Annotated in this window: 1 protein-coding gene; it reads right to left on the bottom strand. The window is 50.5% G+C overall.

Features of this window, described 5'->3' with window-relative positions; translation table 11 throughout:
* Positions 1–30: 30 nt before the first annotated feature.
* On the bottom strand, positions 31–291 hold the full coding sequence (locus tag AC3II9_RS21580; protein WP_489158736.1) for a hypothetical protein: 261 nt from the start codon (positions 289–291) through the stop codon (positions 31–33).
* Positions 292–382 lie beyond the last annotated feature (91 nt).

Genomic DNA, 382 nt, shown 5'->3' with positions numbered 1-382 from the left:
GGCTGAAGCACAAAAAAAATGCTGGAAAGTCTATCCCCCTCTCTCCCCTTTTCTTCCTTTTTTCCTTTCCCTCCTTTCTTTCCTTCTCCCCTTCCTTCTCTTCCCCTTCTCTCCCCTCCTTCTTCTCCCCTTTCTTCTTTTTTCCCTCCTTCCTTTCTTTCTTCCTCTTCTCCCTTCCCTCCTTTTTTTCCTCCCTCCCCCTCTCCCTTCTCCTCCCCCCTCCCCTCCTCCTCCCTCTCCCCCTCCTCCCCCCCTCTTCTCCGCCTCCTCCTTTCCTACACCCTCACCCATTATCCTTACATTTTCACCCGTCTATTCCCTTGTATTTTCAAGCAGCACGATAGCCGCAATCGATAAATTAGCTGCACTTCCATCGTTTTTT

The sequence above is a fragment of the Lysinibacillus sp. RU7 genome (assembly GCF_057837305.1).
The sequence above is the reverse complement of the archived record's forward strand: the minus strand, read 5'-3'. Positions and strand labels throughout refer to the sequence as shown.